Source organism: Chamaesiphon sp., from assembly GCF_041738855.1.
GTDB lineage: Bacteria > Cyanobacteriota > Cyanobacteriia > Cyanobacteriales > Chamaesiphonaceae > Chamaesiphon.
Genome location: NZ_JBGSPA010000192.1, coordinates 1 through 21,594 on the forward strand (window position 1 = coordinate 1; position 21,594 = coordinate 21,594).

The 21,594-nt window shown below is 46.9% G+C and carries 23 protein-coding genes and 1 tRNA gene; 10 read left to right on the forward strand and 14 right to left on the reverse strand.

The genetic code is table 11. From position 1 onward, the window contains the following. Positions 1-142: 142 nt before the first annotated feature. Complete coding sequence (purT, locus tag ACEW9I_RS21010) at positions 143-1,306, reverse strand: formate-dependent phosphoribosylglycinamide formyltransferase (protein ID WP_373542311.1); 1,164 nt, start codon at positions 1,304-1,306, stop codon at positions 143-145. A 259-nt stretch (positions 1,307-1,565) separates the two neighbouring features. Between purT and ACEW9I_RS21015 the strand changes: the two genes are divergently transcribed. Continuing rightward, a tRNA-Ser gene (locus ACEW9I_RS21015) sits at positions 1,566-1,652 on the forward strand. A 118-nt stretch (positions 1,653-1,770) separates the two neighbouring features. After that, positions 1,771-2,358, forward strand: a complete 588-nt coding sequence (locus ACEW9I_RS21020; protein ID WP_373542277.1) for an AAA family ATPase — start codon at positions 1,771-1,773, stop codon at positions 2,356-2,358. 301 nt (positions 2,359-2,659) lie between these two features. Here ACEW9I_RS21020 and ACEW9I_RS21025 read toward each other — a convergent pair whose 3' ends face one another. Continuing rightward, positions 2,660-3,388, reverse strand: coding sequence for a hypothetical protein (locus tag ACEW9I_RS21025; protein ID WP_373542278.1), 729 nt, complete (start codon positions 3,386-3,388; stop codon positions 2,660-2,662). Positions 3,389-3,472: 84 nt separating this feature from the next. Further along, on the reverse strand, positions 3,473-4,108 hold the full coding sequence (locus ACEW9I_RS21030; protein ID WP_373542279.1) for an aldehyde dehydrogenase family protein: 636 nt from the start codon (positions 4,106-4,108) through the stop codon (positions 3,473-3,475). A 344-nt stretch (positions 4,109-4,452) separates the two neighbouring features. On the opposite strand from ACEW9I_RS21030, the gene arsS reads away from it, so the two are divergent. Beyond that, complete coding sequence (arsS, locus tag ACEW9I_RS21035) at positions 4,453-5,466, forward strand: arsenosugar biosynthesis radical SAM (seleno)protein ArsS (RefSeq protein ID WP_373542280.1); 1,014 nt, start codon at positions 4,453-4,455, stop codon at positions 5,464-5,466. Positions 5,467-5,492: 26 nt separating this feature from the next. Here arsS and ACEW9I_RS21040 read toward each other — a convergent pair whose 3' ends face one another. Then, the gene (locus ACEW9I_RS21040; protein ID WP_373542281.1) at positions 5,493-6,332 is read right to left on the reverse strand and encodes an Rpn family recombination-promoting nuclease/putative transposase; all 840 of its coding nucleotides are present in this window, start codon (positions 6,330-6,332) and stop codon (positions 5,493-5,495) included. Between the two features lie 114 nt (positions 6,333-6,446). On the opposite strand from ACEW9I_RS21040, the gene cobJ reads away from it, so the two are divergent. Then, on the forward strand, positions 6,447-8,243 hold the full coding sequence (cobJ, locus tag ACEW9I_RS21045; RefSeq protein WP_373542282.1) for a precorrin-3B C(17)-methyltransferase: 1,797 nt from the start codon (positions 6,447-6,449) through the stop codon (positions 8,241-8,243). A gap of 234 nt (positions 8,244-8,477) precedes the next feature. Here the strand turns inward: cobJ and ACEW9I_RS21050 are convergent, their stop codons facing one another. The 5 genes from ACEW9I_RS21050 to puuE all read right to left on the reverse strand — a co-directional run bounded on the left by ACEW9I_RS21050 (position 8,478) and on the right by puuE (position 12,826). Then, a complete protein-coding gene (locus ACEW9I_RS21050; RefSeq protein ID WP_373542283.1) occupies positions 8,478-9,752 on the reverse strand; it encodes a Zn-dependent hydrolase in 1,275 nt (424 codons plus the stop codon). 12 nt (positions 9,753-9,764) lie between these two features. Continuing rightward, complete coding sequence (gene uraD, locus ACEW9I_RS21055) at positions 9,765-10,283, reverse strand: 2-oxo-4-hydroxy-4-carboxy-5-ureidoimidazoline decarboxylase (RefSeq protein WP_373542284.1); 519 nt, start codon at positions 10,281-10,283, stop codon at positions 9,765-9,767. 80 nt (positions 10,284-10,363) lie between these two features. Further along, positions 10,364-10,726, reverse strand: a complete 363-nt coding sequence (gene uraH, locus ACEW9I_RS21060; RefSeq protein WP_373542285.1) for a hydroxyisourate hydrolase — start codon at positions 10,724-10,726, stop codon at positions 10,364-10,366. A gap of 4 nt (positions 10,727-10,730) precedes the next feature. Beyond that, positions 10,731-11,891, reverse strand: a complete 1,161-nt coding sequence (gene hpxO, locus ACEW9I_RS21065; RefSeq protein WP_373542286.1) for an FAD-dependent urate hydroxylase HpxO — start codon at positions 11,889-11,891, stop codon at positions 10,731-10,733. Between the two features lie 8 nt (positions 11,892-11,899). Then, positions 11,900-12,826: an allantoinase PuuE gene (puuE, locus tag ACEW9I_RS21070; RefSeq protein WP_373542287.1), complete on the reverse strand. Its 927-nt coding sequence runs from the start codon at positions 12,824-12,826 to the stop codon at positions 11,900-11,902. 252 nt (positions 12,827-13,078) lie between these two features. On the opposite strand from puuE, the gene ACEW9I_RS21075 reads away from it, so the two are divergent. Together ACEW9I_RS21075 and ACEW9I_RS21080 are read left to right on the forward strand one after the other, a co-directional pair. Next, positions 13,079-13,498: a gamma-glutamylcyclotransferase gene (locus ACEW9I_RS21075; protein ID WP_373542288.1), complete on the forward strand. Its 420-nt coding sequence runs from the start codon at positions 13,079-13,081 to the stop codon at positions 13,496-13,498. A gap of 180 nt (positions 13,499-13,678) precedes the next feature. Then, positions 13,679-13,951, forward strand: coding sequence for a hypothetical protein (locus ACEW9I_RS21080; protein WP_373542289.1), 273 nt, complete (start codon positions 13,679-13,681; stop codon positions 13,949-13,951). Positions 13,952-13,997: 46 nt separating this feature from the next. Here the strand turns inward: ACEW9I_RS21080 and ACEW9I_RS21085 are convergent, their stop codons facing one another. Further along, complete coding sequence (locus ACEW9I_RS21085) at positions 13,998-14,231, reverse strand: hypothetical protein (RefSeq protein ID WP_373542290.1); 234 nt, start codon at positions 14,229-14,231, stop codon at positions 13,998-14,000. 11 nt (positions 14,232-14,242) lie between these two features. After that, positions 14,243-15,028 (reverse strand): YoaK family protein, encoded by a 786-nt coding sequence (locus ACEW9I_RS21090; protein ID WP_373542291.1) that lies wholly within the window; start codon positions 15,026-15,028, stop codon positions 14,243-14,245. Between the two features lie 180 nt (positions 15,029-15,208). On the opposite strand from ACEW9I_RS21090, the gene ACEW9I_RS21095 reads away from it, so the two are divergent. The 4 genes from ACEW9I_RS21095 to ACEW9I_RS21110 all read left to right on the forward strand — a co-directional run bounded on the left by ACEW9I_RS21095 (position 15,209) and on the right by ACEW9I_RS21110 (position 18,515). Further along, positions 15,209-16,663: a nucleobase:cation symporter-2 family protein gene (locus ACEW9I_RS21095; RefSeq protein WP_373542292.1), complete on the forward strand. Its 1,455-nt coding sequence runs from the start codon at positions 15,209-15,211 to the stop codon at positions 16,661-16,663. A gap of 56 nt (positions 16,664-16,719) precedes the next feature. Continuing rightward, on the forward strand, positions 16,720-17,175 hold the full coding sequence (locus ACEW9I_RS21100) for a hypothetical protein (protein ID WP_373542293.1): 456 nt from the start codon (positions 16,720-16,722) through the stop codon (positions 17,173-17,175). Between the two features lie 97 nt (positions 17,176-17,272). Next, entirely contained in the window at positions 17,273-17,710 is a 438-nt protein-coding gene (locus ACEW9I_RS21105; RefSeq protein WP_373542294.1) for a hypothetical protein, read from the forward strand. Positions 17,711-17,822: 112 nt separating this feature from the next. After that, the gene (locus ACEW9I_RS21110) at positions 17,823-18,515 is read left to right on the forward strand and encodes a hypothetical protein (RefSeq protein WP_373542295.1); all 693 of its coding nucleotides are present in this window, start codon (positions 17,823-17,825) and stop codon (positions 18,513-18,515) included. Between the two features lie 10 nt (positions 18,516-18,525). Here the strand turns inward: ACEW9I_RS21110 and ACEW9I_RS21115 are convergent, their stop codons facing one another. From ACEW9I_RS21115 to ACEW9I_RS21125, 3 genes are all read right to left on the reverse strand, one after another. Then, complete coding sequence (locus tag ACEW9I_RS21115) at positions 18,526-19,335, reverse strand: ABC transporter permease (protein WP_373542296.1); 810 nt, start codon at positions 19,333-19,335, stop codon at positions 18,526-18,528. Positions 19,336-19,392: 57 nt separating this feature from the next. Further along, positions 19,393-20,217, reverse strand: a complete 825-nt coding sequence (locus ACEW9I_RS21120) for an ABC transporter ATP-binding protein (protein WP_373542297.1) — start codon at positions 20,215-20,217, stop codon at positions 19,393-19,395. A gap of 164 nt (positions 20,218-20,381) precedes the next feature. Continuing rightward, positions 20,382-21,524, reverse strand: a complete 1,143-nt coding sequence (locus tag ACEW9I_RS21125; RefSeq protein ID WP_373542298.1) for an ABC transporter substrate-binding protein — start codon at positions 21,522-21,524, stop codon at positions 20,382-20,384. Between the last annotated feature and the right edge of the window lie 70 nt (positions 21,525-21,594).

Below are 21,594 nucleotides of genomic sequence, written 5' to 3' on the forward strand. Positions count from 1 at the left end.
ACCGCTAATTATCAACAAGCAGAGCTTATTGATAATAATTTATGAAACACTTAGTTTTTGAGGATTGGTAGTGATTGGCTCAAACACAGTCAGGTAATTGATTTGATGATGAGGCTAGCCTCATCGAACTCAGGTTACCAGCTTAGCGATCGACGATGACAATTTTACTAGCAGCAGCGATCGCTTTAGCACGGGCTAGTTCAGTGGTTTCTGCCTTGGCTAAAGCAACGCCCATCCGGCGATAGGGGCGTGAGTCGGGTTTACCAAATAGTCGGATATCGACATCGGGCACATTCATGGCTGCATCCACACCTGTAAAGTAAATAGATTGAGCTGTTTTGCTGGCTAAAATCACTGCGCTTGCAGATGGGGCAAACTGAATAATATTGGGAATTGGTAAACCTAAGATCGCACGTAAGTGCAACTCAAATTCATTCAAATTTTGAGAAATAAGTGTTACCATCCCAGTATCATGCGGACGCGGCGATAGTTCGGAAAAAATCACTTCATCGGCAGTGATAAAAAACTCCACTCCAAAAATTCCGGCTCCACCCAAGGCATCGGTAACTGTAGTCGCAATTGCTTGAGCGGCTAAAAGCTGTTCGGGAGTAATTTCCGCAGGCTGCCAAGATTCTTGATAGTCACCGCGTTCTTGACGATGCCCAATCGGTGGGCAAAAAATGGTAGGTGCATTCAATTGTTTGATGGTGAGGAGCGTAATTTCGATCTCGAACTTGATGAATTCTTCAATAATTACTTTGTGACTATCACCTCTAGAACCATCAATTGCATAATTCCACGCTGCCTCGACTTCCGCCGCACTATTGACTACCGATTGTCCTTTTCCTGATGAAGACATTACTGGTTTGACAACATTGGGAAAGCCGATCGATTCGGAGATCGATAGCATTGCCTCTAAAGTAGTAGCATAGGCATATTTAGCCGTCCGCACTCCCAATTCTTGATGAGCGAGTTCGCGAATCCGATCGCGATTCATCGTATAGTCTGTCGCCTTGGCGGTGGGAATTACGGTAATGCCGCGCTGTTCAAATTCCGCTAATTTTTCGGTTCTAATTGCTTCAATTTCAGGAATGATGTAGTCCGGTTGATGTTTAGCGACAACTCGTTCGAGATCTTCTCCGCTCAACATCGAGATGACTTCACACTCATCGGCAACCTGCATCGCTGGCGCATTGGCATAACGATCGACTGCGATGACATGATTACCCAATCGTTGTGCGGCGATGGTAAATTCTTTACCCAATTCACCCGATCCCAACAACATCAACTTCCGAGGCAGTCTCATCACAATTCCAACCGAGCAACATCTTTCATAGTCTACCAATCATCGTCGGCGTCGATCCCTTTCTATCCCAAAAATAAACAACGTTCAGTCCACCATCCACTTACCACCTAGCAGATCGGCACAAAATTCACTAATAAACCAACCTCAAAGTCTCAAGCGTCACTCTAGCAAAAGTGCTGAGGTAGCTCATCGCGATCGGTTGAGTCAAAAGCATAGCTAACTGACAAGCCAATAGTGTATAATGTTTTGTGAATTACCTGGAGAGGTGTCCGAGTGGTTGATGGTGGCTGACTCGAAATCAGTTTTGGGGTTACACCCAACGGAGGTTCGAATCCTCTCCTCTCTGTATCCCAATTATCCGCATCAGCGCGATCGACCCCTAATTTATATTAAGGGGTCGATCGCAGGCGCGCTCAACCTTCTACAGTAGTGCTAGCAATCAGGAGGATCTCCCCAACTAGCCGATGATTATTACCATTACTGCGCTCAAGGGTGGTGTCGGCAAGACAACCACATCGATCCATTTAGCTGCCTACCTTCAGCAACATGCGCCGACACTGCTCATCGATGCCGATCGTAATCGTTCGGCACTAGTCTGGTCGCGAGAGGACAAACTACCATTCACCGTCGCTTCTCAAGCTGGTGCGACGGCAATCATCAGCAAGTACACTCACATCATCACCGACACCCAAGCCCGTCCCGAACAAGATGAGCTAAAAGATCTAGTGGCTAGTAGCGATTTGCTCATCGTCCCGACAACTCCCAACCATCTCGATATCGACACCACGCTCAAAACCACCGAATTATTGGAAGCATGGGGGGCGAAGTACAAGATCCTGCTGACTCAAGTAGATTCCCGTACCAAAACTGGACGCGCAGCTAGAGCCATCCTCGCAGAAGCTAAATTACCCTTATTTAATACTGATATCCCCCTGCTAGTCGCCTTTGAACGCTCGTCTAGTCGTGGCATGACGATCGCCGATTATCCAGACCCACGCTCCCAATTTGGGTGGTCTAAGTATCAAGCTGTAGGGCAAGAAGTCTTGGGATAACGTCAGCTCGTCGGGTCGAGAAAACGGAGATAGTGGCTGGGGGCAAAGCAATGGGCGCGCATCCAGCGATCGATCGGCGATCGATTACTCGCGCCTAAAGATTATAATGAGTCGCTATTTTGGCAACAAACGAGCGATCGCTGGGGACAAGGTTCGGGATATAAAATAGACGTGCTATCGATGTACACTCAGCAAGTAGGCGAAATTGATGCGATATTTATTGACTTAATCCAAGCAGCTTGGCGCGATCGCCTCATCCAGCCAATTTTGACGTTTCTAGGCGATCGCGTTGGCTGATTATCTAACCTCCCAATGCTGCCAGCAACACCCCTGGCAGATTTTGCCAAGTTGGATCGGCCTCAAACTTCAGCAATTGCCGCGCCATCCCCAACAGATTCCGATGCGCTGCAAACCACATCGGAGTCGGGAAGATCCGAAATGGCGCATATACTACAGACTTCTGCGGTCGATCGAATAGATAACTATTGTGGACAAACCCAATTTCCGAGCCAATGTCAGCCAGTGTATTGCCTGGATGTGCGCCCCAAGTCGTCGATCCTAGATAAAAGATCGTCCCCGACCAAATATTTACCCCGATCGCACCATACTTGAGACTAGCGATCGCCATATCCAATTCGGGTTGATATTGTCGCTGCGTCTGAGTGTCGATGATGAGCGTACAGGAGAGCGTTCCCCACAGTAGATCGTTGGCAAATTCGACAGCTTTAGTCAGGAAATCAGCGGCGGTGTCAGTAGCGATCGAGACTGTGGCTAACACTCCACAAAACGCCTCCTCAGTGAGGGCATATTCGCCCGCTACTGGCGATACATCAGGGATAATCGTCCAGGGGACGATCTCTGGCGTGCGCGCCCCCAGTGGCTCCGATTGGGGGTACTTATCGAGAAATGCTTGATACCGAGCTTGGGCACCTGGATAGTAGGCTTGACGTGGGGGAATGGCTGCTAATTCACGGTTGACGGTGGCTAAAAATTCCGCTTGTTGTGCCCAACCGGAGGCGGTAACCAGCACCTGTCCCGATACGCAATTGAAACTGGCATTGTGAACGATCGTACTAGCAAATGAACGCGCTTGGAAGGTCAGATCCGATCGCGTTCATTTGCCAGGGACGACTAGAATCGGGGTGACACAGCCGAGTTCGGACGTTATCGGCTTGGTAATCCGGGGATAATTAGCCGCTTTGCACTGCTCTTGCTCGATGGCGGTGCTACCCCAGACGATCGCATCATGCGTCTGGTGCGAACCAGTAATATGTATCGTGTCGATCTGGGGATGTTGGCAGAGGTATTCACCCACTGCGACACCCCCATAAACGATCTGGAGCCAGCCATCCTGAATTAAGGGCGCGAATGCTTGGGCTAGATACGCACCCATATAGGCATTCACGGGATTCATCTTGACGATCGCGAGTTGATTTTCGCTAAATAACTTGGAGAGGACATCCATCGCGACAATCGCCGAAACATTGCCCGCGCCCAGTACTAGAGCCACTTGGCAAGGGGTGGGTTCGCGATAGATCTTGCCCTGTGTAGGTGCTGCTCCTGGCTCGATCCACACTTGTGCCCGATAACCCAGGTATAATAATCGCTCGAGCGCGTTTGCTGGCAATACTTCCGCGACAAATTGCCCATCCTCACGTTGCCAAACTTGGGGTGGCGTAAGCTGTCCGCCAGCTTGCAAACTATTCATCAGCAGCCGCATCGCTCGTACCGTCGAAATCGGTCCAGCCACCCATTCCTCGCCAACTAGCGAGGATGTGGGATCGATCCCTTTGGCTTGACAAGCTGCAATCGTCCAGTCGGTGGCAACTGCTAAGGTGCGATCGAGGCAAGTTTGCAGGTATGCTAGCCGTTGGGGGATACTAGTTTGCTCCCATGACGCGCCGTTCGTGGAGACGAGTAATGGCGCGATCGATCTCGTCGAAGTTGGTAGCTTGTGGTGTCGGGATAGTACTAGTCATAGCTGAAACTGGCGATCGGTTGCATTCTGCATTTAGTTTGACGTAAGTTAATATCGATCGGATCTGGGGTCGAATAAATTAGGTTAGGATCGATATATATCATCATCCCTGTTACATGAGCCAGTCATCCGCAGCCCCAGAATTAGTAACTTCAGGCATCACCCCCTTTGGGGAGCGGCTTGAATCTCTCCTCCTGAAACAACCGATAACTACCCTCCAAGTGAATTTGGGCAAACGTTGCAATCTGGCTTGTACCCATTGTCATGTGGATGCTAGTCCCGATCGTACCGAAGAAATGTCATCAGATCTTGTCGATCGAGTTATTGCACTCATCCATACATTTCCCCAACTCAAAACGATCGATCTCACAGGTGGTGCGCCAGAACTCCTCAATGGTTTCAAACCGATTTTAGAATCCGCCGTCGCTACAGGCAAACAAGCGATCGTCCGTTCCAATCTCACGATTTATTTCGTTCCTGGTTATGAGGACATCCCTCTATATTGTGCCCAAAATCAAGCCCGAATCGTCGCTTCATTACCCTGTTATCTCGCCGATAATGTCGATAAGATGCGCGGTAAAGGTGTTTTTGATGCTTCAATTAGAGCCTTGCAATGGTTGAATCGCCTGGGTTACGGTCGCGATCCCAATTTACAGATCGATTTAGTTTACAATCCACCTATTCCGACATCACCCAATTTTCGCCTGACGCCCGATCAAATCAGTTTGGAACGGGACTATAAAGCGTTCTTCAAGGAGCATTTCGATGTATGTTTTAATAATCTATTTACCATCACCAATTTACCGATCGGTAGAACTAAGTTTCAATTAGACTATCGCCAACTCACACAGCCCTATTTACAGTTTTTGGAATCTCATTACAATCCCAATACGATCGCTGGATTGATGTGTCGCGACCAACTATCGATCGATTATCTAGGCAATGTTTATGATTGCGATTTCAATCAGATGGCAAATATTCCCGCACTCGCTCGATCGGGTGAAGTATTAACAGTCGATAAGTTATTAGCCGCAGGTAGTCTAGAGCTAGTGAACGAGATTCAGACCGAATCTTACTGTTATGGCTGCACGGCTGGCTGCGGTTCTAGCTGTGGTGGTGCATTGGTGTGATGATTGAATATTATACGAACACATTTTTACAATCGATGGGTATCCAACCAAGCTAACAAATCCCCCATCTGAGTAAAATCTAATAAATCCTCGCCTAGAGATTCAATTTGCTCGATCGTCAAACTACTTACTCGTGCCTGAATTTCAGGGTGGATATTTCCCAATTTGCGGTTTAGCAGTTTCAATACTAACCCTCTCTCCTGTTGAAGTCCACGCTCTAAACCTCGAACTTCACCTTCAGCAAAAGCATCCCGATAAACTCGTGTCTGCTGCAACTCAATTCCTAACATCAGATCTACCTCATCCCTACTTAAAGTATCGAACTTATACAAGACGATCGTGGACACTAAATTAATTATATCTCTACTTCCTTGTGCTTGTCCGACAAGTCTTCTGGCTTCAGCTTTTGCTGCATCCCCCTCTAGTGTCGTCAATACCATCAATCCCAAACCAGTCGGCAACTCCTGCACTGTACCTAACTCATCCAAATACACCCTAATAATTCTGCCACTTGTCAATATCTCTCTCACTACGGCTCGTTGTGATTGTTCGATACTTCTAGATGGATAAATTACCACCGCTTGCCAATCAGAGAATCGCTCTCGTTGACGATAAGTGTAAATACTAATCTCACTGAGCATTCTTTCATACAGCAATTCATCGAGTTGAAATTGGACTTCGCAGAAATAAACTATCCCAGATGAATTAGGTGGCACAAATACCCCATCAATTCTAAAGGCTGTTTCCTTCACCTCGATCGAATCAAAAATATATTGTGCCGCATTACTAGGCGGTCGATCGATAAGATCGAATAGCAGTGTCGGTGACTGCCTAAATAATTGATAAAATATTGTATCGCGGCGCATACTTACATCGATCTATTCAGGAAGATCTTATCATTCAGTGGATCTAGACCGACCCTTGCTTCGAGTCGCGCCAGATCCAGCGATAAAATAAGAAAGATCGCCACCCATTAAACCATGCTCGATGCTCATTCTGTTCGCGAATCTGCCTGCACACAGAGGCTGCGCCAACGACCTGCGCCTATTGTTGTTGTCCTCAATCAAATTAGTGTCCCTACCGCGCGGAAGTTGATGACAGCTTTACCAGCAGCGCAACTATACGGGTTGGTGGGGAGGACGACAGATGTAGATGTGAGTTTTGCCAATTTTGGCGATACGCTGCGACAACTGTACGGTGAGGGTGTGCCGATTATCGGCTTGTGTGCGGCGGGGATTTTGATTCGGACGCTGGCACCAGTGCTGACAGATCCCAAGACGGAACCGCCAGTAGTGGCTGTAGCTGCCGACGGGAGTGCGGTAGTTCCTCTATTGGGGGGACTGACGGGAGTCAACGATCTTGCCGAACGGATTGCGGCGGTATTGAACGTACAAGCAGCAATTACGACCGCAGGTAAGCTCCAATTTAATACCGTACTTCCCGATCCGCCCGCAGGTTATCGGCTGGCAAATCCCCAACATGTCAAAGCTGTTATCGCCGATCTGATCGCAGGTGTGAGTGTGAGTTTGGATGGTGATGCACCGTGGTTACGATCGAGTGAGATCCCTTTTTGTGTCAATGGCGATCGCCAAATTACCGTTACTACACAGGCACTTGCTGGCAGTCCGACCCAATTGGTCTATCATCCTACCAGCCTAGTCTTAATGGTGACTGAACCCGCCCAATTTAACGTCGCGGGGTGGATCGAAGTCATCGGAAATCGACTTGCTACCGCCAATCTCGCCCTTGCTGCTGTTGCCTGCATCGTCCTACCCAAAACACCCGCTGGAGCCGCTATTGCTGGCATTGGGACTAGTTTAAATCTCCCGATTCGCTTAGTAGAGTCAGCATTATTACCTTCCGATCTGAGCGTAATTATCGATGAGTCAAATTCAACAAAAATCAGGGATATAAATCCCCATCCTACAAACCTCGCTATCAACTATCAACTATCAACTATCAACTCTTTAACGATCCTCAGTGCGACCGAGCCGATCGATCCAGCCAATATCGGTCAAGCCCAAGGTAAACTCACTGTAGTCGGTACTGGCCCAGGCTCACAACAGTGGATGTCCCCCCAAGTCCGAGCGACGATCCTGGCTGCAACAGATGTCGTCGGCTATCATACCTATCTAGATCTGGTTACAGATCTCACTATAGGTAAACAGTGTCACGGCTCGGACAATCGCGTCGAACTCGATCGATCCAGGCTAGCGTTAGATTTAGCCGCTAACGGTAAAAATGTCGTTGTCGTCTCCTCTGGCGATCCTGGGATCTTTGCGATGGCATCGGCTGTATTGGAAGTACTTGACACAGAAGCCAAACCAGCATGGCAAACGATCGATCTCCAGATCGCGCCAGGTATTTCCGCCATGCAAGCCGCCGCCGCTGCTGTTGGTGCTCCGCTGGGACATGATTTTTGTGCGATTTCGCTTTCGGATATCCTCAAACCTTGGGAAGTAGTCGCTGCGCGGATCGCAGCGGTGGCGGCAGCAGATTTGGCGATCGCGTTCTACAACCCCATTTCAAGCCAGCGAAGCTGGCAATTAGCCGCCGCTCGGGACATCCTCCTCCAGTTTCGACAGGCTACCACCCCAGTCGTCCTTGCCCGCAATCTGGGCAGATCTGGGCAAGAGGTGAAGGTAATTAGATTAGGCGAATTGGTTCCAGAGTCGGCAGATATGCGGACGGTAATTCTGATCGGTTCGAGTCAGACTAAGCTGATTCCCCGTGCGGATGGGAGTAGTTGGGTATATACGCCGCGATCGTATCAATAGACTGCTGGCAAAAGTGTGAGATTAGCTGTGGATAAGAGAGTAGATTCGAGTAGCATATTTAGAAAATAACCTGTACCACACCGCCGGATTAGTCGCAGCTCAAACAGCCGCTCAAATATGTATAGCAATAGCCAAGACAGTTAAAACACTCTGCCTTTTAGTCTGCGGAGGCAGACTTTGCACCATAAGCGACGACTTCCAGTCGTTGTCATATCCCAAGCACTGTGGCGGTTGCTATATCTCCGATCGTCTGCTTCGATAAAAATTGTCAAGATCTAGAAAAGTTTGCATGAGCACATTAGCACCGCGATCGCATTCTTCAGGAGACGTATATTCATCTCCCGAATGACTAACTCCCGCCCGACTGGGGACAAAAATCATCCCCATATCTGTAAATCGACCGATTTCTTGGGCATCATGTCCCGCGCGGCTGGGCATGTAGGTGTAAGCTAAACCTATGTTTTGACAGACGCCCTCGATCGATTTCATAATTTGGGGATCAGCCAATGTGGGGCGAATGTGGAGCGTTTGCTGGATCGAAATTGCCGTCTCGGTAGTTTTAGCAATGTTGACAATCTCTGCTTCAAGTTTCGCCGTCAGCAGTTGCAATCGTTCCTCCGAAAGATCCCGCATGTCGATTCGCAAATCGACCATTCCAGGTACTGTATTAGTTGCATTTGGTGACACATTTAGATAACCGACAGTAGCAACTTGATCGCCATCGATCGAGCGGGCAATTTTATTCACAGCTAGGACGATTTCTGAAGCGGCAACGAGCGCGTCTTGTCGCATATTCATCGGTGTAGTGCCCGCATGATTGGCACGTCCGATGACATTGACAGCAAATCGGTATTGTCCAACAACTCCAGTCACAATCCCAATCGGTTTATCTAGATGTTCTAAAACGCCGCCTTGTTCGACGTGTAGTTCTACAAACGCGACGATCTCGCCGGATTTGCGTTTAGCAGTGGCAATCTGCGACCAATCGCCACCAATCCGATCGAGACATGTTTGAATCGGCGTACCATCCAGACGGGCATAATAACTCGCATCTTCTGAGACTTCCCCCGCCATCCCCTTCGAGCCAATTACCGAGCGTTCCTCATCGGTAAAGACAATTATCTCGATCGGGTGGTACAGTCGGATCGATCGCGCTTGCAATACTCGCACCACTTCAATCCCCGCCAGTACCCCCAGACAGCCATCATAAATTCCGCCCGTCGGTACGGTATCGATATGCGATCCAGTCGCGATCGCACCTGCATCTGAATTTAGACCCTCATAGCGACCGATAATATTACCAGCCGCGTCCGTCCTGACGGTCATTCCTGCCTCAAGCATCCAAGTTTGTACCAGTTGACGTGCGAGTAAATCTGCGGGTGTAAACGCCACTCGGCTAATGCCGCCCTGGGGTAGCTTGCCAATTTCTGCCAATTCAAATAGGCTGCGATCGAGTCTGGCAGAATCGATTTTTAATTCACTCAGTTTTAGTTCGGGTGCAATTTTCATCAGGGTTATCAATTAAAGGATGTGACTTTCAACTCGATCGGCAATCGCTAACAATCGAAACCGAGCGATCTGACTAATTTCCTCCATCGCTGTCGCCAATTCAACTTCAGCAGAATTCTGTAAGCGGCGATCGAATGCTGCCAAAATGCTCGACTTATTATGATTTTTGACAGCGATAATAAAGGGAAAATCAAATTTTTCTGTATAAGATTGATTGAGTTGTTGAAACTTGGCGAATTCAGTCGGATGCAATCGATCTAAACCCACACCTGCTTGCTCTTGTACCGATGCTACTGCCATTTTGACTTTGCTACCCAAATCGGGATGGGCACGTACTAAAGCCAATTTTTGCTCCAAATCGAAACCCATTACTACCGTCATCATCTTCTGATGTAAATCCTCGATCGAGTTAAATGGTCGTTGGTGCCATACTCGATCGGCGATAGTTGGCGTATGTTCAAAAATTTCACCCAATGCCTGAATAAATTGGTGTCGATCCATCCGATTAATTTGGGCAAGAGAATAAATCATCAGTTCTAAATACTCCAGTTCTAGTCAATATTCAGAATCCTAATTTTCTTTTCGCTGTCAACTGTCAACTGTCAACTAAATTAACTGCCTCGATAAGTACTATAAGACCACGGCGAAACTAATAAGGGAATGTGATAATGAGCATTGATATCGGCAATTTGAAAACGAATGGGAATGCGATCGAGAAATGCTGGTTTAGGTAAGTTAGCCTGAGTACGATCGAAATAACTGCCCACCGCGAACACTAATTCGTACTCGCCAATTTGGAAGTCACCAGCAGTAAGTAAAGGCTCTTCGGTGCGTCCATCTCGATCGGTATAAACTTGCTTAATTAAGGTTCGATCGTCTGATGGAGATGCGATCGACCAAAGGGATATTTCAACTCCTGCGGCAGGACAGCCGTGGGCTGTATCTAGAATGTGTGTTGTTAATTTACCAGCCATATTTTTATCTCAACGGGCCACCCAAAATCGTTTTAGCGATCGCGCCAGCAACATCTTCAGGTGGTTCGGTCTTCAATTGCTGATACCAAGCCAGCGTCACCGCCGGATCGTGTCCGTGGATTTGTTCGGCGCGTTGGCGAGCCTTGGCGACGACCGCATTTGCGCGTTCTTTGCGCTCGGATTCGTAACGCTTGAGGGCATCCGGTACGCTGATATTCGTCGCGATCAGGTAATTACTCAGTACCCAAGCATCTTCGAGAGCTTGACAGCCGCCTTGTCCGAGATCGGGACAAGTCCCATGAGCGGCATCGCCCAAGAGAGCGACGCGCCCCTTAACATAACGATCGATCGGCCCCATATCGTGAATGGCAATGCGGGCGGTTTCGGCGGGATTGAGTCGATCGATCAGTCGTTGGACTGGTTCGTCCCAGCCGTGAAAATGCTCCTTTAATTCGGCTTGATAAAGATCGGGTGTAGCACAATCATCTGGCGGGAGCGGCACATCTAAAAAGAAGTAACAGCGCGAGTCGCTAACAGGCATCAGCGAAGCGCGTTTGTGTTCGCCGACAAAGATGCTCCAGGTATTTTTGGGTGCTAGTTGCTCATCGGCGGGCACCAATCCATTCCAATTGATATATCCGGCATACTTGGGTTCGACAGGTTCGTCGAGAATATGTTTGCGAAATTGAGAGCGAATGCCATCGGCGGCAATAATTAAGTCACCGCTTGTCCGATGACCGTTTTCAAAGATCGCCGTTACGCCAGTCTCATATTCTTCAAAGTCGATACATTTATGGTCGAGGCGAACTTGCCCTGGAAATGCGGCTACCAGCATGGCTTGTAAGTCCCGCCGCGCGACTGGATACGGACGCTGCCCGACTCGATCGATCAGTGGCAGCAGGTCGATTTGATTGAGCAATTCTCCGGTTTTACTGCGATATTCCATCGCATTCATTTCACCGCCGATCGCGGCAATTTCCGCCCCTAAACCCAGCCGATTCAAGATTTTGACTCCATTCGACCACAGCGAGATTCCCGCCCCGACAGGGCGCATCATGGCGACTCGCTCGTAAATCTCCACTTCATAACCCGCTTGTTTCAGGGCAATTCCGGCTGTCAATCCGCCAATACCCGCCCCGATGACGATCGCTTTCAAGTTGTTCATAATATCGACTATTTTTGTTGATAATCTGATGGGGGATGATGTTGGTGCCAATGTTGGGCGATATCGATCCGCCGACACAGCCAGACGCGATCGTGTTGCCGTACATAGTCTAGAAATCTCGCCAATGCCGCCGCCCGTCCGGGTCTGCCCACCAAGCGACAATGTAAGCCCACGCTCATCATTTTTGGTGCGGTTTCGCCCTCTGCATAGAGGAGATCGAAGGCATCGCGCAAATAAGTAAAAAACTGATCTCCCGAATTAAAGCCCTGAGCTGTCGCAAATCGCATGTCATTGTGATCGAGCGTGTAGGGAATGACCAGATGGGGTTTGCCATAGTCGGATGTCCAATAAGGTAAATCGTCTGCATAGCTATCCGAGTCATACAGAAAGCCACCCGCTTCGACGACTAATTTGCGAGTGTGGGGGCTATTACGTCCGGTATACCAGCCAGTGGGACGCTGCCCCGTCAACTGGGTATGAATCGCGATCGCTTTTTGCATGTGCGCCCGTTCCTCATCCTCGGAAAAATCTTTGTACTCGATCCACCGATAACCATGACTGGCAATCTCCCAATCAGCCTCCAGCATGGCAGCCACCGCATCGGGATTGCGCGCCAACGCCATCGCAATCCCATACACCGTAACCGGAATTTGTCGATCGGTAAATAACCGATACAACCGCCAAAAGCCAGCCCGACTGCCATATTCATAACAGGACTCCATATTCATGTGTCGCTGCCCTACAAATGGCACCGCACCGACAATCTCGGATAAAAATGCCTCCGATGCCGGATCTCCATGCAAGATACAATTTTCGCCACCTTCTTCGTAATTAATCACAAACTGAACGGCAATCCTGGCGCGATCTCGCCACTGAGGATGTGGCTGACTCCGCCCATAGCCGACCAAATCCCGTGGATAGTCGATCGATGTCATATATTACGCTTTAGCATAACGCATTTTTATTGTATACTGTACACAGTATTTTAGTTTGGCTCAGGGCGGAAAATCCCCTCCTTGGAGCGAAAAGTGCGGTCTTGGGGTTTCCCCAAGTGAAGCACCTTTTCAAGACATGGGTGCCCGAAGGGCAGCACATTTATAGTGCGGGTGGGTAGATCTCCGCTTTAGCTTGAGTTCAAAGAATTGGCATAAATCCAAAATTATCATAACTATCTTGAGAAAAATGGTATGAATCAGACAATAATCGCCAAACACCAAATTTTTATCTGTGGCTCCGCATTGCGCGGACAACCAGATCATTCCAATCTAGGCAACGCCAAATTTATCCGCGCCGTCAGTACCGAACCGATCTATCGCCTACATGCGGCTGAAAATGGCTGGCACCCAGCCATTTATCAAGTTGACATCGGTGGAATTTCAATTCCTGGCGAAATCTACGAAATGACTGAGCAGGATTTTGAATACCTAAAAAATAACGAACCGCCCCACATGTATCCAACAGAGGTAAAACTAGCAGACGGCGAAGTCGCCACCGCATTTTTCTATCCCCAAGCACTGATAGAACGCTACAACTGGCCAGATATCTCCGATCTCGGTGGCTGGGCTGCCTATAAACAGACACAACTAGAAACCGCCGCCCGAACATAACTAACAAATTTATCCAATATCTACCGATTGACCTCTTTACCGATCGACTTGCCCAGACTATAATAAAAAGTATCACAGGGCACAGAAAAAGATTCGGACATACACTCGCGCTCTGAGCGAACATGTATGGTGACAGGTTTGGAAGTGCCTCCTGCAATTAACCAATTGAGGAGGTTCACAATGAAATATTTAGATCGTCAGCAAAGCAAAATCGATCGAGATCGGTGGGAAACTTACAAGCAACTAGAGCTAGTACCCAATGAGATCGCTCGTCCAGATCGCCTTAGCTTTAAATTTGGGATTGATCGAGTGTGGCGAACTTTGCTCGGTTTACTGATGGATGAATTAGTTACCGAAGAAAAGGTTGATTATCTCGATCGCTGTTGGAACGCAAATGACAAAGATCGATCGCCATCTAAAACGCTAAAACGATTTTTGACACTAATCAGATAGTAATTAAAGCTAAAAATAGAGCGTAGGGGCAAGTCATGACTCGCCCCTACGCTACATTTTTAGCTAGTCGCACCAAATATTGAGGAAGATGGCTAAATTCATACCATAGCTCTCTGGGGCTAAGATCGAACCCATACTGGAGGATGAGGACAATTGCGATAACGCTAATAATTAGCCCCAGTCCGCTATTAAATATCTTCAAAACCGATCGCACCAGCATAACTAAACCGACGATCGTTGCCAATCCCAATACTGTCCGTAGATCGAGTCCAGAGTTCATATTCAATTCAATTAAACAATAGAAGATTTACGATCGTGTTCGATATAAGCCGCAGTAGCCAGCGAGGAGACAACGAATAGCGGAAATATCAAACTCCACCAAGATTCTGATACCAACACAAAAAATGCGGCGGCTAGTCCTCCTAGCGCAAAGCCAACAATTACCGGAATAAACCGACTCATCCGCTCCAGAGCTTCAGCAGCTTCTAATTTGGTAGCTTCACTCGCCGTCGCCAATTTAGCACTCAAATATTGCACCAGATCGATCGTCAGTTGGGTAGTATTTCCAGTCATGACGGTCGTAGGAATGTAGCTTTTAAAAACACCTTTAGATTCTTTCATCAAGGCATTTTGAATTGCCATCGACACAACACCAGAAATCCCGATCGGGAGGATATATTCTTCCTGAACATCTAGCAGCAAAGCAGGTGAAAGCTGAGTGCCCACGACTAGAAAAATACTCAACGCGATCGCCTCAGCCGTCAGTAACACACCAAATACCGACCACTGTTTACTCCGTGCGTATTTGGCAAGCAGGGATGTCAGCGCAACAGTTAGCACGAATGTGGGCAACATCAGCAGCCGAGTCATCGTGGTTTCAGCATCTTCACTCACAAACGACGAACCAGCTAGGGCAATATTACCCGTAACGTGGGCGGTAAAAATGCCAAACAAAATGATAAAGGCAGAGGTATCGACAAAACCCGCCACCCAACTCAATAAAAATCCCGCAGGGCCATCACCGATTAAAAAGGCACTCAGGTTAGGAATGTTGTTACTACGTGGAACGACTGTCATGACTTGCTCCCGATCGACTAATAATTTATTCAGTAGTCTATCGATAGATCTAGATTGATTTCGTCGTTAGAGATACATAAATAGAAAGTAATCTCGTATACAGTATACAATTATTGAATGCGGCAATATATGCTGTAACTAGGTTGCGGCCTAAAAGATTAGGACTGAGAGGATTTAAATATGGCGCAAAGAGAAGAAAATAGTATCTTCAGTGAAGCTGAATTACCTGAGGCTCAAAGTTATCCCAGCATATCCACACAAGGTTCGGAGCTAATCTATGGACTGTATGACAAACCACCCGTAATCGAGTCGATTTTTGTGGCTGTACAGCACGTTTTAGCAGCATTCGTCGGGATTGTCACACCACCGCTAATTATCTGTACCAGCTTGGGGATTGATGCGGCGAACACCAGCTTTCTGATTAGCATGTCGCTATTTGCCTCTGGCATTTGCACCTTTATTCAATGTAAAACCTTTGGGCCACTAGGATCGGGTTTACTCAGCTTGCAGGGTACTAGCTTTGCATTTCTCGGTGCGATCTTGGGTGTGGGCAACACGGCGATTCAGGCGGGTAGAACACCTATTCAGGCACTATCACTAATTTTCGGCGTTTGCTTTTTTGGTGCATTTGCGAATGTGATGCTGAGTCGCTTCTTGCATCTACTCAGCAAAGTCGTGACACCAATCGTATCGGGATCGTTAGTGATGCTGATTGGGCTGAGTTTGCTCAAAACAGGTATCACCAGTATGGCAGGCGGTACGGCAGCATTAAAAGACGGTACATTTGCCAATGCGCCCAACCTGGCTCTAGGTTTCGGCGTATTTGCGATCGTGATCGTGCTCACGCTGGCTAAAAATCAATATATTCGGATGGGTGCGATCGCGATCGGGCTAATGGTTGGCTACATCGTCTCGGCATTCATGGGCATGGTTGATTTTGGTATTTTCACCAAACTTCCCATCGTAAGTGTGCCGATCCCCTTTCGCTACGGCATGAGTTTTGAGTTCGGCGCACTGATTCCGTTTTTGATTCTCTACCCACTCACCGCAATTGAATCTGTCGGCGATCTGACTGCCACCTCAATGGTGTCCAAAGAACCGATCTCTGGCCCCGTTTACGTCCGTAGAATCAAGGCTGGAGTGCTAGCGGATGGCTTTAACTCTTCTTTAGCCGCATTACTCAATACCTTTCCGATCACTACCTTCAGCCAAAATACAGGTGTGATCCAGATGACGGGTGTTGGCAGTCGCTATGTTGGCTTCTTTGTGTCCGGCATTCTGGTATTACTAGGGCTGTTACCGATCGTCAGTGGTGCCTTCCAGTCGATTCCCCAGCCAGTTTTGGGCGGAGCAACTACAGTGATGTTTGGTTCGATTGCCGTGGCTGGAGTCAAAATTATTGCGTCTGAAGAATTAGATCGTCGATCGACAATCATTATTGCAGTTTCCTTAGCATTGGGATTGGGCGTGGTATTTGTACCAGAGTTATTTAATAATCAGCCTGCCCTCATCAAAAATATGTTTGCCTCAGCAACTTCGACAGGTGGCTTAACTGCGATTTTGCTGAGTTGGTTATTACCTCAAACGCCAACATTTACTAGTTCGGTACGATCGGCAGATGGAGAGATTGCCTAATCATATTGTCGATAGCTACTAGTTATTTTAGATTAAAATTGGAGATTTAGAATTTTATGCTCGAACGAATCATTCATCAATTAAGTGTAGCAATTGCCATCTCGATCGCGATCGTCGGCATGTGGGCAACCATCCAAACTGTTGACGCACAAGCCGCTGTCGCGACTGAATCTACGCAAAATCGCATCCTCTTAGCAGATGTCGGCACCCCTACAACTGAAGCCAAACCCTCGTTGTCAGAGCAAGCCAAAACATTAACCGAGACGACAGATGAGGAGGTCAAAGCGACTGCCAAAGCTGAGAAAAAAGCGGCTAAAGCTGAAGCCAAAAAAGCTAAAAAGTTAGCTAAAGCTGAGGCAAAGAAGGCTAAAAAATTAGCTAAAGCTGAAGCCCAGAAAGCTAAAGAGCTAGCTAAAGCCGAAGCTAAAAAAGCCAAAGAATTAGCTAAGACTGAGGCAAAAGCAACTGAAATGGCTGGCAAGTCCGATCTCAAAAGTGAGTCTGAATCATAGTAAATTATTGAATCTTGTAGATCGCCTATACCAGATCGTCGGGATGAATCGATCGATGGTTCTCGATGTACAAGTCTTATAAATTAGCAGTCCGATCTTGGATAAGGAGTATATAACTATGAGACAATTTTTGCTTTCTATTTTATTTAGTTTAATCGCAATCTTTGCTGTTAATAATTGGGCGCAAGCTGCTACGGCTACCGCACCAACAATGGAGAAAGGGGTAGATGCAATCGAGCAATTGAAAACAACAATTTTGCCCCAGATTCAAAACATCCTGACACCAGAACAACAAAAACAGCTCGAAACTGCGGTTATTAGTGACAAAGGCAGCATTCGCAAGGCATTTAAATCACTAATGCTGACGCCGGAGCAAAAAACTAAACTGGCGGCGGTGTTTAAGTCATTACCTAAAAAGGAGATTTTCACTTCGATGACTCCCGCTCAAAAGCGACAGTTTTTTATGACTAAGAAGGAGATATTTTTGCCAGCTTCTGAAGAAATAGCAACAGCCAAGTCAAAACCAGATAAATAGTACACTAATATAAAAATATGTTGTGACAATTGTTTAGTCTGCGTAGGCAGACTTTGCATCACTAGCAACGATTTCAATCGTTGTAATATCTTTCAGGTTGGATGATACAGCTATGAATTCGACGAGCGAAGCTCGAACGCACCAAGTTTTTTATTCAAGTCTGGTGACTGAATATATTACGCCCCAAGGTAAAGATTTTGCCTTTAAACGATGGCACGATCGCTTGGTAAATCGAGCTAAAAATCATCCTGGATTTATGCGAGTCGATCTGTGCCCGCCGCTCAGATGTGCAGATCCGGTAGTGAAATGGTACTCGATCGTGCATTTCGATTCGCCAGAATGTCTGGATGATTGGGTAGGCTCGATCGATCGTCAAGAGTTAGTTGAATCGGGACGGCAAATTTTCCATGCTTATCGATTTAAGTCATTTACAACTGGATTAGAAGGCTGGTTTTCTAACCAATGGGGGGGAGCTGAATGCTCTAGTTTAGGATCTCCCGCTTGGAAACAAGTTCTGACAGTGGTGGTGGGATTGTATCCCACCGTCATGCTCCAATCTAAATTATTTTCGGCTCTAGGTATCTTCAATTCTTGGTCGCCTGCGAGTAGGATGCTAATTAACAACCTAATTACCTCCTCAATTTTGAGCCTGATTGTGATGCCGTTTGTGACCCGAAAACTGCACTTTTGGTTACAGCCGACCTATTTACCCTCATCTAGAAAAAATGATCTGATGGGAGTATTGCTCGTCGTAACTGTATTGGGAATAATGATGATTTTATTCGATCGACTTATAGCAACCTAGAAAGTGTAAATCATCGCGCCCAATAAATAACTTTCTTTTCTATAGCGACAAATAAGGTGTAGAGAATTACACCTAGAATAGCTAAAGTAATCAGCGCAGCAAAAGCAAGCGGGACATTAAAGTCTGATGCCGCCTGGACGATTAGATAACCTAAACCAGCATTGGATGCGATCGACTCAGCAATTACGGCTCCGATGAAGGAAAAAGAAACGGCAATTTTGAGGGAGGCAAATACATATGGTAATGTGTGCGGCCAGCCAACTTTTTGGAAGATCTCAAAATCTGATGCACCCAAGGCGCGCATCACATCTTTCATTTCCGGCTCGATTGTTTCTAAACCCAATGCGACGTTAACGGCGATCGGGAAAAATGCTAACGCAAAGGCAGTGACGATCGCTGGAATTGCATTTGCGCCAAACCAGACAGCCAGGAGGGGGACTAGTGCAGACTTGGGGATGGTATTAAAGGCAACTAGTAACGGATAGAAGGTTAAATAAATGAATTTGGAGTAACCAATCAGGAAGCCCAGCACAATGCCAACTACACTAGCCAATACAAAACCAGCAAAGGTAGTCCAGACTGTCCGCAAAGAGTTTTCCAACAGTTGCGGCGCAAATTTGATTGCAGCTTCGATAATTTTAGAAGGTGCAGGTAAGTTAAACGCTTTGATTTGAAATACAAATACAGCTAGTTCCCAGAGTATAAATAGTACAACAGTCGCGATCGTCGGCAAGATAATCGTCGCAGCTTTTGTATTTAGGAAAGCATCAAATACAACTTTTTTAGTCGATCTTCTGGACTTATTAACACTTGTCTGCATATATTTTCCTCATTACTAATGCGATTGAGATGGTGCAAAACACGGTTCGTCCTGCGCCTAACTCTTGTGAATATGGCGGCGTAACTCAGCAGCAAGATGGGCGAATTCATCACTGAGACACATTTCCAAAGTTCTAGGACGAGGTAGATCGATCTTCAGTTTGAAAGCAATCTCGCTCGGTCTGGGACTCATCACATAGACAGTATCAGATAGAAAAACTGCCTCGCGCAAATCGTGGGTAATTAGCATTCCTACGCACTTTGCTTCCATCCAAAGGGTTTGCAACATCACCCACATTTCTTCGCGGGTAAAGGCATCTAGTGCGCCGAAAGGTTCATCTAGTAGCAAGATTTCCGGCTGGTGAATCAGTGCCCGACACAGGGAAGCTCTTTGACGCATTCCGCCTGATAATTGCCAAGGAAACTGCTGCTGGAAATCATTCAAGCCCACTGCTTTCAAGAGCTTTTGAGCCATCTCTAGATAGTGAGGGTGATTAGTTTTAAAGTCTCGCTTATATGGAGACACAATTTCTAGTGGCAGTAAAACATTATCGATCGTGCGTCGCCAAGGCAGCAGCACCGGATTTTGGAAAGCGATGCCGACATTTTTCAGTGGTCTAGTTACTGGTTGGTTATGGCAGCGCAACTCACCGATTTTGGTCGGACTCAACCCCGAAACCATTCGCAAAATCGAGGTTTTGCCGCAGCCACTCGGCCCGACAAATGTGACAAATTCTCCAGGCTGAACGCTCAGGGTAATTTCCTGAATAATCGTCCGCATCGATTCTTCAAAAGGATATTCTAAGCCAATCCGATCGAATTCTAGCAAGGGCAGAGAATTAGCAACGGTTTCAGCGGTAGAAGATTTTTGCGTGTCTAACATTTTAACTATGCCTTTTGATTGAGTGAGAAGTTTAGTAGATCGATTTCCAAAGAATTCAATATTTTTAACTCGTTTGAGTTTAGCTACATAGGGAAATATTGCCCTATCTTTGACCGAACTCATATGCTCAGATCGTACCTAAAGGTTTGGTCTAGAAGCGTCGCTTAAACTAAGGGTTTGCGATCTGCAGATGGCGGAACCATTCGTTGTTCTTTAGCTGGTAAAAACTTATCCGTAAATACATCAGCAGCCTTTACTGGCTTTAATTTAAAGCCAGTAACTGCTTGAGTGATACTTTTTTCTAGCCGTTTCATGTCTACATCCCCAAAGCCAATAGATTCGACTTCTGGAGTCACATACATGCGTTCGATCGCCAACTTTAGGCGGAGCTTTTCGGCATCGCGATCCATCAATTTACTTTGGTCGGTAGAAACAACTAAATCGACAGCCGCACTAGGATCTTTGACAACCTCCTGCATTCCTTTAAAATATGCTTTGAGAAAAGACTTAATTACTTCCGGATTTTTGGCCATGAAGTCTTGCTTGACTAAAATCCCATTACCGTAAAAATCTAAACCAAACTCATCATAAAAAAAGATTTGGAGATCGTCCATCGTCTTCCCACCCTTGATTAAAGATGGAATCACCGAAGTATAGAATCCACTGACAGCATCAACTTTACCTTGGAGCAAGAAAGTCTCTCGCAACTTGGGTTCCATTGTGTCCCAAGTGACTGAATCAGGGGCAATCTTTACTTCTTTAGCAAAAAGTGGGAACAGTTTTCTTGGCCCATCCCCTGCTGGTGCCCCAAGTTTCTTGCCAGCTAGATCGGCAGGAGTTTTAATTCCGTTGTTTTTGAAAGTAACAATGGAAAAAGGTGCCTTACTTTGGTAGAAGGCTACCACCATAATCTTATCGCTAGGATTTTTGTCATTAAATTCGATCGCGTTGTAGATATCACTAAACGCAATGTCATACTTACCAGTCCCAAGCTTGCTAATGGTATCAGAATTTCCGAAACCACGCTCATAGCTAACATCCAAACCTTGTTCGGCAAAGTAACCCTTTTCGATCGCCCAAATCAGCGGTGCATCAAGGCTTTGCTTCAAAAAAGGTAATTGGACACGAATCTTTTGGCCTTCCTTTTTGTCAGTACTAGCCGCAGTCGTTGTCGTGGCGGCTGTCGTAGCAGGCTTATCCCCTGTCGTCGTGCTTGTCGGCGGTGCTGAGTTACAACCAGCAAGCACTGCTGTGGAAACTGCAATTAGGAGGATTCTATGTAATCGTTTTTGGAAAGTATGAAGCATTATTGACCTGCAAGATTCAATGCGTATACGGTATACAAAGCTAGAATCATTTAATCCGAGTGGAGCAGAA